Origin of the sequence: Thermomonas sp., from assembly GCF_023953935.1 — a bacterium.
Taxonomy (GTDB): Bacteria; Pseudomonadota; Gammaproteobacteria; order Xanthomonadales; family Xanthomonadaceae; genus Thermomonas.
This window is the reverse complement of sequence record NZ_JAMLIW010000003.1, coordinates 107,477-117,500: the sequence shown is the minus strand read 5'-3', so window position 1 is coordinate 117,500 and position 10,024 is coordinate 107,477. Positions and strand designations below refer to the sequence as shown.

The window sequence follows — 10,024 nt, the reverse complement described above, 5'->3', positions numbered from 1 at the left end:
ATCGAACGTCTGCTGTGGTCAACCGACCATCACCAGACGCCCGCACAAGTCACCTGCGCACACTGTCAAAGATCATCAGGTTCGGCCTCAGCGCCGCGCCCTTTCCCAAAAGCCGTTCAGCCCGAGGGAGCCGCCCATCATACCGGGCTTTGGTCGGATGTCAACAGACGCCGCGCCCGAAATTCCACTTGCCGACGTGCGGCGGCGGCGTGCCCGTGACCGCCGCGCCTTGACGCCGTGCGCAGGCTGCGCGCAAGGTTCGGCCTTCACGTGAACGGAGCGTCCCGCATGCGTCGTCTTGCCCTTTTGCTGCTGTGCGCGTTGGCGCTGTCGGGCTGCGCCGACGCGGGACAGTCCTGGGTGGAGCTGGGCGGGAAGCGCTACAGCGTCGAGATCGCCAGCACCGAGGAGGCGCGTGCGCGCGGACTGATGTTCCGCGACGCCATGGCCGAGGGCCACGGGATGATCTTCATCCACGACGAGCAGATGCCGCAGTCGTACTGGATGAAGAACACCCGGATTCCGCTCGACATCCTCTACTTCGACAACGACCACAAGCTGGTGGCGCAACAGCGCAACGTGCCGCCGTGCTCGCTGGGCGATTCCTGCCCGTCCTACCCAAGCAATGTGCCGGCGCGCTACGTGCTGGAGCTCAACGCCGGCCAGGCCGAACGACTGAAGCTGCAAGACGGCGCGGTCCTCAAGTTCGGGCCCGGGATTCCGCCGCCGAAGTGAGCCGGCGCTTTCCCGGATGCGCCTGCAACAAGTGCCGGCGCAGCGGACAGGCCGCAGCAACGGCGGCACAATGGCGGCTCCGGAACCACGGACTGACCGCTGCATGATGAAATCCGATCGCTCCCACGCGCTGTTCGCCCGCGCCCAACGGCTGCTTCCCGGCGGCGTCAACTCGCCGGTGCGCGCCTTCAAATCGGTCGGCGGCGAACCGTTTTTCGCGCAGCGCGCCGAGGGGCCGTTCGTGTTCGACGCGGACGGCAACCGCTACATCGATTACGTCGGCTCGTGGGGGCCGATGATCGTCGGCCACAACCATCCGAAGGTGCTCGAAGCCGTTTTCACCGCGGCGCGCAACGGCCTGTCGTTCGGCATTCCCAATCCGCTCGAAGTGACAATGGCGGAAACGCTTACTCGTCTGGTGCCGAGCTGCGAAGTGGTGCGCATGGTGAACTCGGGGACCGAGGCGACGATGTCGGCGCTGCGACTGGCGCGCGGCACCACCGGCCGCGATCGCTTCGTCAAGTTCGAGGGCTGCTACCACGGCCACGCCGATTCGTTTCTGGTCAAGGCCGGCAGCGGCGCGCTGACCTTCGGCGTGCCCACGTCGCCGGGCGTGCCCAAGGCGCTGGCCGACCTCACGCTGACCCTGCCCTACAACGATTTCGATGCCGCCACGCGGCTGTTCGAGGACTGTGGCGATACCTTGGCCGCGCTGATCATCGAGCCGGTAGTCGGCAACGCCAACTGCCTGCCACCGCGCGCGGGCTACCTGCAACACCTGCGCACGCTGTGCACGCGCCACGGCACCGTGCTGATCTTCGATGAAGTGATGACCGGCTTCCGGGTGGCGCTGGGCGGTGCGCAGGCGCGCTACGGCATTACCCCGGATTTGACCACCTTCGGCAAGGTGATTGGCGGCGGCATGCCGGTGGGCGCCTACGGCGGACGCCGCGACCTGATGGAACAAATCGCCCCGAGCGGGCCGATCTATCAGGCCGGTACGCTGTCCGGCAATCCGGTCGCGATGGCCGCGGGGCTGGCCATGCTGGAGCTGATCCAGGCACCCGGATTTCATGCCGAACTGGAAGCGGCGACCCAGGCGCTGTGCGACGGGCTGGAAGCCGCCGCGCGTGGGGCCGGCGTCGCCTTCAGCACCCAGCGCGTGGGCGGCATGTTCGGGCTGTTCTTCAGCAACGAGAAGGTCGACACCTTCGCCCAGGCGATGGCCTGCGACAGCGCCACCTTCAACCGCTTCTTCCACGCCATGCTGGAGCGCGGCGTGTACCTGGCGCCCAGCGCGTTCGAGGCCGGTTTCATTTCCAGCGCGCACGACGCGGCGATCATCGAGCAGACCATCGCAATTGCCCACGACGCTTTCCACGCCATCGGATCGACCTGATGGAAGCGCACCCCGACCCGCACACGGATACCAGCGCGGGCGGCCTGCTCGACAAGTCGCACTGGCCGGCGAGCCGGGAGGGCCTGCGCTATCGCTGGTACCGGCTGATGTTCCACCACGCCACCCGCGACGAGCGCAATTTTGACCTCGCCCTGATCGCGGCAATTGTCGCCAGCGTCATTGTGGTCATGATCTATACCGAACCGACCCTCGCGGCGCACTGGCACTTCGCGCTGTACGTGGCCGAGTGGTTCTTCACGATCCTGTTCACGATCGAATACATCGCCCGGCTGTGGGTGGTACGGCAACCGCTGCGCTACGCCGCCAGCTTCCTCGGCATCATCGATCTGCTGGCGATCCTGCCGACCTTCCTGTCGCTGTTGTTCCCGACCAGTCTGTCGCTGGTGGTGGTGCGCATCCTGCGCCTGCTGCGGATCTTCCGCATCCTCAAACTGGTGCGCTATTCCGACGAAGCCGGGATGCTGATCCAGACCCTAATTCGCAGCCGCCGCAAGATCCTGATCTTCATCATGTCGCTGCTCACCATCGCGGTGATCTTCGGCGCGCTGATGTATCTGGTCGAAGGGCCGGAGCACGGTTTCACCAGCATTCCCACCGGCATCTACTGGGCGATCGTGACCATGGCGACCGTCGGCTACGGCGATCTGTCGCCTGCCACCGGGCTGGGCCGGCTGCTGACTTCGGCCCTGATCATCATCGGCTACAGCATCATCGTGGTGCCTACCGGCATCTACAGCGCCGAGCTGATGCGCACGGTGCGCGCCCACGGGCGCCGGCAGGTGCGCTGCCCCGGATGCAGCCTGAACGAACACAACATGGACGCCTGGTATTGCCGCAAATGCGGCACCGCGCTGCCGGATCAGGAATCCATCGTGCCGGCGCAGAGCGACTGACCGCAGCGCCCGTATCGTGCGTTCGATGCGGGTTCTTCACGCGCCGGCGCCCAGACTTTCCTCCAGCCGCGGCAGGCACTGATTCCAGCGCCCCGCGACCCTTCTGGAGGACAGTCACATGAAATCGCTCGTCATCGCTTGCGCCATCGCGCTGGGTTTGGGAATGCCGATGGTCGCCTTTTCCGTCACCCCGGCCGCGCAGCACGCCGCCTATGCCACCGCGCAGACGGCCGCGCCTGCCGTGCCGGCCGCACCCAAGCTGCACGCCGACCTGCGCGCCCTGTGGCACGGCCACGTGGTGAACACCCGCGCCTACGCGATGGCCGTGAAGGCAGGCGACACCGCGGCGGCGGCCAAGGCCGAGCGCGATACCGTTGCCAACGCCCAGCAGATTGCCGATGCCGTCGCCGGTTTCTACGGCGCGGATGCCGGCAAGGGCATGATGAAGCTGCTCGGCGGCCACTGGGCCGGGGTGAAAGCGTTGACCGACGCCGCCCACGCAGGCAACCAGGCCGGCATCGACAAGGCGATGCAGGATTTGTCGGCCAACGCCGGTGAAATCGCCAAGTTCCTGCACGGCGCCAATCCGAACAACTGGCCGGAGGCCACCGTCGATGGCCTGCTGCTCGCCCACGCCGCCCATCACAAGGCGCAGGTGACGCAGATCATGGCCGGCAACATGACCGCCGAGGCGCAGACCTGGAAGGCCATGCAGGAGCACATGAACACGATCGCCGATGCGCTGGCGGGCGGTATCGCGGCGCAGTTCCCGAACAAGGTCAAGTAAACCCGGCGCTCCGGCGCCGCGTGCTCGCAAGCACGCGCGCTGACTGCAAACGCAAGAACGGCGGCCCAAGGGTCGCCGTTCTTGCGTGTCGCGCTTGCCTGCCGCAGTTCGCGGATCGAGGCTGTCGGCTTATTTCTCCAGCCGCTGGGCAATCGCCCGACCGAGCTCGCCCGGCGTGCGCACGGTGGTGATCCCGGCTTTTTCCATCGCCGCGAACTTGCCTTCGGCCGTGCCCGAGCCGCCCGAGGCGATCGCGCCGGCGTGGCCCATGCGCTTGCCCTTGGGCGCGGTGGCGCCGGCGATGAAGCCGACCACCGGTTTGGTGACGTGCTGGGCGATGTATTCGGCGGCGTCTTCTTCCGCCCGCCCGCCGATCTCGCCGACCATGATGATGCCCTCGGTCTGCGGGTCGGCCTGGAACAGCTTGAGCGCGTCGATGAAGCTGGTGCCGTTGATCGGATCGCCACCGATGCCGATGCAGGTGGACTGGCCCAGGCCGACGTCGGTGGTCTGCTTGACCGCTTCGTAGGTCAAGGTGCCGCTGCGGGAAACAATCCCGATCTTGCCGGGCAGGTGGATGTGACCGGGCATGATGCCGATCTTGCATTCGCCGGGGGTGATCACGCCGGGGCAGTTGGGGCCGACCAGCACGGCGTCCGGATGGCCCTTGAGCACGTTCTTCACCCGCAGCATGTCCAGCACCGGAATGCCCTCGGTGATGCAGACGATGACCCGGATGCCGGCCGCGGCCGCTTCCAGGATGGCGTCAGCCGCGAACGCCGGCGGCACGTAGATGACCGAGGCGTCGGCGCCGGTGGCCTTGACCGCATCGGCCATGGTGTTGAAGACCGGCAGGCCCAGGTGTTCGCTGCCACCCTTGCCGGGGGTGACACCGCCGACGACCTGGGTGCCGTAGTCCAGCATCTGCTGGGCGTGGAAGGTGCCCTGCGAGCCGGTGAAGCCCTGCACCAGCACCTTGGTGTTCTTGTTGATCAATACGGACATTTGAATTTCCTTGATTGCCCTGTGGAAGCGCACCGCAGAGGCGTGAATGCTCTTGACCGAGCACCTGATCGCGCCCCTGCGGTGCGCTCCTGCAGGAAGTGTGGTCAGGCGACGGCCGCCACCGCCTTCTTGGCGCCGTCGTCGATGTCGTCGGCCGGAATGATGGCCAGGCCCGAGCCCTTCAGCAGCGCCTTGCCGGCTTCCACGTTGGTGCCTTCCAGCCGCACGATCACCGGGATCTGCACGCCCACCTCCTTGACCGCCGCGATGATGCCTTCGGCGATCATGTCGCAACGCACGATCCCGCCGAAGATGTTGACGAAGATCGCCTTCACCTTGTCGGAGCTGAGGATCAGCTTGAACGCCTCCGTCACACGCTCCTTGGTGGCGCCGCCGCCGACGTCGAGGAAGTTCGCCGGCTCGCCGCCGTTGAGCTTGATCACGTCCATGGTCGCCATCGCCAGACCAGCGCCGTTGACCATGCAGCCGATGTTGCCGTCCATGGTCACGTAGTTCAGCCCGTACTGGCTGGCGCGCACCTCGGTCTTGTCTTCCTGGCGGATGTCGCGCATCGCGGCCAAGTCTTCGTGGCGGAAGGTCGCGTTGTCGTCGGAATTGATCTTGCCGTCGAGCACCGCGAGGTTGCCGTCGGTGAGGATCGCCAGCGGATTGAGCTCGACCAGCGCCAGGTCCTTTTCGTTGAACAGCTTGTACAGGCCCAGCATGATCTTGGTGAGCTGGCCGACCTGCTTGGCGTTCAGGCCCAGCGCGAAGCCAAGGTCGCGGCACTCGTAGGGCTGCAGACCTTGGACAAAATTGACGTGCAGCGACTTGATCTTGTCCGGGGTCTCACGGGCGACCTGCTCGATCTCCACGCCGCCCTCGGCCGAGGCGATGAAGGTGATCGCCTTGGTATCGCGATCGACCAGCACCGACAGGTACAGCTCCTTGGCAATGTCGGTGGCTTCGCACACCAGCACGCTGTCGATCGGCAGGGCCACGCCGGCGCTCTGGTAGGTGGCCATCCGGGTGCCCAGCAAGGCGCGCGCGGACTCGCGCACTTCATCCAGGGTCCTGGCCAGCTTGACGCCGCCGGCCTTGCCGCGGCCGCCGGCGTGGATCTGGGCCTTGACCACCCAGAAGCTGCCACCGAGAGCCTTGGCGGCGTCCACCGCCTCGTCCGGGCCGCGCGCCACGCGCCCCGCCGGAACCGCGATGCCGTAGTCGGCAAACAGCTGTTTTGCCTGATATTCGTGGAAATTCATGGATCACCCCAGAGGGAGGAAATGCGGACGTGCACGGAGATTTGTGCACGAAACGAACGCCCATTTTAACCTGTTGCGGCGCATCACGTGACGCAGCCGGTCGGGCTTCGCGCATACTTTCGCCAATGACCGGGCCAGACACGTCGCCGTCCGTCGCCTCCTCGGGCAGCGAAAGCCGCCGCGAGCTGCACTATTTCACCCTGTATCGGCTGTTCGAAGCCGCACTGCTGTGCCTGGCGGCGTTCAGCCCGGTGGGAATCATGCTGGGCGGCGCGGACCCTTCGCTGCTGTCGCGGCTGATTGCCGTGGGCTATCTGCTGGCGTCCGGCGCGCTGTTCTTCAGCGGCCGCCGTGGCCACATCGTCCGGCAGGCGGCAATCGGGGTCAGCGTGGACATCATCGTCGCCGCGCTGGCCATCGGCGCGCAGCCCGGCGTGGCCTCGGGCGTGGCAATGATGCTGCTGTTCAACATCGGCGCGGCCGCGCTGCTGCTGCCGCTGCGGGTCGGGATGGCGGCCGCCGCCAGCGCCGGCACGGCGCTGCTGGCCCAGCACCTGTGGCATTTGTTCAGCGGCGATGCGCCCCGACAGCCGACGGTGGAAATCCTGATGTTCGGGATCAGCTACCTTGCGCTGGCCAGCCTGACCACCCTGGTGGGCCGTCAGGTCCGGCTGAGCCAGGCGCTGGCCGCGCGTCGCGGCAGCCAGGCCGAAAGCCTGGCCGAGGTCAACGAGTTGATCATCCGCCGCATGCGCACCGGCGTGCTGCTGGTGGATGGCAATGACGAGATCCTCCTCGCCAACGAGGCGGCAATCCTTCAGGTCGGCAGCGCCGGCGAGGGTCGCCGGCTGCTGGCCACCGCCGCCCCCGAGCTGGACCTGCGGCTGCGCCGCTGGAAGCGCGACGGCCACATGGATGCCACCCCGCTGCAGCTCGCACCCGACCTGCCGGAAGTCCTGCCACGCTTTGCCCAGCTGCTGGCCGAAGGCGACCAGGTGCTGGTCTTCCTCGATGACGCCGAACTGGCCTCGCGCCGCGCCGAAACCCTGACCCTGGCCACGCTCGGCCGCTTCTCGGCCAGCCTGGCCCACGAAATCCGCAATCCGCTGGCCGCGATCAGCTACGCCACCCAACTGCTGGAAGAATCCCGCGAAATCCCCGAATCCGACCGCCGCCTGCTGGAGATCATCTACCAGCAGACCCGGCGCATGAACGGCATCATCGAAGATGTCTTGAGCCTGGCCCGGCGCGAACGCGCCCAGCCCGAGCACGTGGACCTGGCCGAATTCACCCGCAAGTTCGTGGAGGACTACCAGCAGACCCAGCCGCTGGAACAGGACACCCTGGAAGCGCGCACCACCAAGACCCCGATTCCCTGCCTGGTCGACCAGCGCCAGCTGCAGCAAGCCGTGACCGCCTTGGTCCACAACGCCCGGATTTACGGCCGGATGCCGGGCGAGCCGGCCCGGATCGAGCTGCATGCCCACCTCGACCCCAAGGACGCGCCGCTGCTGGACGTGATCGACCACGGCCCGGGCATCCCCGAAGCGGTCGCCGCCCAGCTGTTCCGGCCGTTCTTCACCACCTCCAGCCACGGCACCGGGCTGGGCCTGTACATCGCCCGCGAGCTGTGTCTGGCCAGCCAGGCCAACCTGCAGCACGTTCCCCGGCCCGCCGGCGGCTGCTGTTTCCGGATCCGGTTGGCCAGCGCCCGCACGATCACCACCCACTAGCCCCTGCCCACGCCGACCTGACGCAAAACGTCGCACTTGGACGCAGCGCGGCAAGCGGTTATCGTGCCGTCATGAATCCGCCCCAGGCCAGCAGCGCCCCGCCCAACGCCCTGATCGTCGATGACGAGCGCGATATCCGCGAACTGCTGGTGCTGACCCTCGGCCGGATGGGCGTCAAGTGCGATACCGCGTCCTCCCTGCGCGACGCCCGCGCCCTGCTGCGCAGCCACCAGTACGCGCTGTGTCTGACCGACATGCGCCTGACCGACGGCTCGGGGATCGAGCTGGTGCGCGAGATCACCCAGCTCCACGCCCACACCCCGGTGGCGATGATCACCGCCTTCGGCAATCAGGAAGCCGCGGTCGATGCGCTCAAGGCCGGCGCCTTCGACTTCGTCAGCAAGCCGGTGGATCTGGCCGTCCTGCGCGGGCTGGTCCAGCATGCGCTCAAGCTGCGCGGGGCCGCCGAGTCCGGCAAGGATGCCGCAGCGGACGCTTCGGCGCTGTCGAAACTGCTCGGCCAGTCCGCGGCGATGAACGCCCTGCGCGCCACCCTCACCAAGGTCGCCCGCAGCCAGGCGCCGGTCTACATCGTCGGCGAATCCGGCGTCGGCAAGGAACTGGTCGCGCGCACCATCCACGGCGAAAGCTCGCGCGCCGGCGGGCCGTTCATCCCGGTCAACTGCGGCGCCATCCCGACCGAGCTGATGGAAAGCGAATTCTTCGGCCACAAGAAAGGCGCCTTCACCGGCGCCCACGCCGACAAGACCGGGCTGTTCCAGGCTGCCGACGGCGGCACCTTGTTCCTCGATGAAATCGCCGAGCTGCCGATGCACATGCAGGTCAAGCTGCTGCGCGCGATCCAGGAAAAATCGGTGCGCCCGGTCGGCGCCAATGCCGAGGTGGCGGTGGACGTGCGCATCCTGTCGGCCACCCACAAGGACCTGGCCGCGCTGACTGACGATGGCAAGTTCCGCCACGACCTGTACTACCGCATCAACGTGATCGAACTGCGGGTGCCGCCGCTGCGCGAGCGCCGCGAAGACCTGCCGGTGCTGATCGATGCCATCCTCACCCGGCTGGCCGCCGCGCAGGGGCGCGAAAAACCCGTGCTGCACGTCGATGCGCTGGAAGCGCTGGGCCACTACACCTTCCCCGGCAACGTGCGCGAACTGGAAAACATCCTCGAACGCGCCTTCGCGCTGGCCGACGACGACGGCATCCGCGCCAACAACCTGCGCCTGCCCGAAGCCCGCAGCACGTCCACGACACCCGCCATCGAGCCCGCCGCACGCACCCCGGCCAACCTCGACCCACGCAGCCTCGACCCGCGCGAATCGGCCAGCAGCGCCCTGCCCGAATTCATCGAGGAAATCGAACGCAAGGCGATCGAACAGGCCCTGCAGGACCACCGCTACAACAAGACCAGGACCGCCGCCGCCCTGGGCATCACCTTCCGCGCCCTGCGCTACAAGCTCAAGAAGCTGGGGATCGATTGACCGCGCTGCAGGCTCGGGCCGCTGCCCGCAACCGAAACCTCAAAGCACCCCATCGCGCGCAGGGCGCGTTCCCACGAACCGCCTTCCGGTACTGTCACAAATTGTCACAACATGACGCATCGCGCGCATCCGGTCCACACCGAACCCGCGCCAAAGCGTGACCCATGATTCAAAAAACGCAGATCGGCATGCCTGTCCGCCATTGGCACGCTTCCTGCGTTATAGTCACTGCACGCGCCCCAATGCCCGTGCTGGGACCGGTACCAGAGGCAGCACCGGCGCGTGAACCACCCAACCAACCCTAGGGGATACACCTATGAACAAGCAGCAAGGCTTCACCCTGATCGAACTGATGATCGTGGTCGCGATCATCGGCATCCTGGCCGCGATTGCGCTGCCGGCCTACCGTGACTACATGCAGCGTTCGGCCAACGCCGCCTGCGAAGCCGAAGCCAAGGCCTACATCAACGCCGCCGTGGCCGACGCCGCTGACAACCGCGCTCCGGTCGCCTTCGTGCCAGCCGCTTGTGCTTCGGGCGCTACCATGACGACGGCTGACTTCACCGGCAACGCCACGATCAGCTATGTTGCCGAAGTCCGCGGTACGCCGGGTCTGAAGAAGAACACGAACTGCGCCGCCGGTTCGGGCACCTGCAGCCTGGCGCCGTAAGCTTCATACGGCCACAG

9 protein-coding genes are annotated in these 10,024 nt (G+C 66.9%); 7 read left to right on the top strand and 2 right to left on the bottom strand.

Going from position 1 to position 10,024, the window contains the following annotated elements:
* The first annotated feature begins 288 nt into the window (after positions 1-288).
* From M9902_RS04840 to M9902_RS04825, 4 genes are all read left to right on the top strand, one after another.
* On the top strand, positions 289-735 hold the full coding sequence (locus M9902_RS04840; protein WP_297175260.1) for a DUF192 domain-containing protein: 447 nt from the start codon (positions 289-291) through the stop codon (positions 733-735).
* A gap of 106 nt (positions 736-841) precedes the next feature.
* Positions 842-2,134: a glutamate-1-semialdehyde 2,1-aminomutase gene (gene hemL, locus M9902_RS04835; RefSeq protein ID WP_297221395.1), complete on the top strand. Its 1,293-nt coding sequence runs from the start codon at positions 842-844 to the stop codon at positions 2,132-2,134.
* Entirely contained in the window at positions 2,134-3,048 is a 915-nt protein-coding gene (locus M9902_RS04830; RefSeq protein WP_297221394.1) for an ion transporter, read from the top strand. Before hemL ends, M9902_RS04830 begins: the two co-directional genes overlap by 1 nt.
* Positions 3,049-3,166: 118 nt before the next feature.
* On the top strand, positions 3,167-3,835 hold the full coding sequence (locus tag M9902_RS04825) for a hypothetical protein (RefSeq protein WP_297221393.1): 669 nt from the start codon (positions 3,167-3,169) through the stop codon (positions 3,833-3,835).
* A 129-nt stretch (positions 3,836-3,964) separates the two neighbouring features.
* Here M9902_RS04825 and sucD read toward each other — a convergent pair whose 3' ends face one another.
* Positions 3,965-4,840 carry a succinate--CoA ligase subunit alpha gene (sucD, locus tag M9902_RS04820; RefSeq protein ID WP_297221392.1) on the bottom strand — a complete coding sequence of 292 codons (876 nt, stop codon included), beginning with the start codon at positions 4,838-4,840 and terminating at the stop codon, positions 3,965-3,967.
* Positions 4,841-4,944: 104 nt separating this feature from the next.
* On the bottom strand, positions 4,945-6,105 hold the full coding sequence (sucC, locus tag M9902_RS04815) for an ADP-forming succinate--CoA ligase subunit beta (protein WP_297221391.1): 1,161 nt from the start codon (positions 6,103-6,105) through the stop codon (positions 4,945-4,947).
* A gap of 125 nt (positions 6,106-6,230) precedes the next feature.
* On the opposite strand from sucC, the gene M9902_RS04810 reads away from it, so the two are divergent.
* The 3 genes from M9902_RS04810 to M9902_RS04800 all read left to right on the top strand — a co-directional run bounded on the left by M9902_RS04810 (position 6,231) and on the right by M9902_RS04800 (position 10,007).
* Positions 6,231-7,838 carry a histidine kinase dimerization/phospho-acceptor domain-containing protein gene (locus M9902_RS04810; protein ID WP_297221390.1) on the top strand — a complete coding sequence of 536 codons (1,608 nt, stop codon included), beginning with the start codon at positions 6,231-6,233 and terminating at the stop codon, positions 7,836-7,838.
* A gap of 71 nt (positions 7,839-7,909) precedes the next feature.
* The gene (locus M9902_RS04805; protein WP_297221389.1) at positions 7,910-9,337 is read left to right on the top strand and encodes a sigma-54 dependent transcriptional regulator; all 1,428 of its coding nucleotides are present in this window, start codon (positions 7,910-7,912) and stop codon (positions 9,335-9,337) included.
* A gap of 316 nt (positions 9,338-9,653) precedes the next feature.
* Complete coding sequence (locus M9902_RS04800; protein WP_297221388.1) at positions 9,654-10,007, top strand: prepilin-type N-terminal cleavage/methylation domain-containing protein; 354 nt, start codon at positions 9,654-9,656, stop codon at positions 10,005-10,007.
* Positions 10,008-10,024 lie beyond the last annotated feature (17 nt).

Excerpts from the sequence above, each read along its gene's own strand:
- M9902_RS04810 (WP_297221390.1), top strand. The coding sequence starts at position 6,231 with ATGACCGGGCCAGACACGTCGCCGTCCGTCGCCTCCTCGGGCAGCGAA.
- M9902_RS04825 (WP_297221393.1), top strand. The coding sequence starts at position 3,167 with ATGAAATCGCTCGTCATCGCTTGCGCCATCGCGCTGGGTTTGGGAATG.
- M9902_RS04805 (WP_297221389.1), top strand. The coding sequence starts at position 7,910 with ATGAATCCGCCCCAGGCCAGCAGCGCCCCGCCCAACGCCCTGATCGTC.
- M9902_RS04830 (WP_297221394.1), top strand. The coding sequence starts at position 2,134 with ATGGAAGCGCACCCCGACCCGCACACGGATACCAGCGCGGGCGGCCTG.
- M9902_RS04800 (WP_297221388.1), top strand. The coding sequence starts at position 9,654 with ATGAACAAGCAGCAAGGCTTCACCCTGATCGAACTGATGATCGTGGTC.
- hemL (WP_297221395.1), top strand. The coding sequence starts at position 842 with ATGAAATCCGATCGCTCCCACGCGCTGTTCGCCCGCGCCCAACGGCTG.
- sucD (WP_297221392.1), bottom strand. The coding sequence starts at position 4,840 with ATGTCCGTATTGATCAACAAGAACACCAAGGTGCTGGTGCAGGGCTTC.
- M9902_RS04840 (WP_297175260.1), top strand. The coding sequence starts at position 289 with ATGCGTCGTCTTGCCCTTTTGCTGCTGTGCGCGTTGGCGCTGTCGGGC.
- sucC (WP_297221391.1), bottom strand. The coding sequence starts at position 6,105 with ATGAATTTCCACGAATATCAGGCAAAACAGCTGTTTGCCGACTACGGC.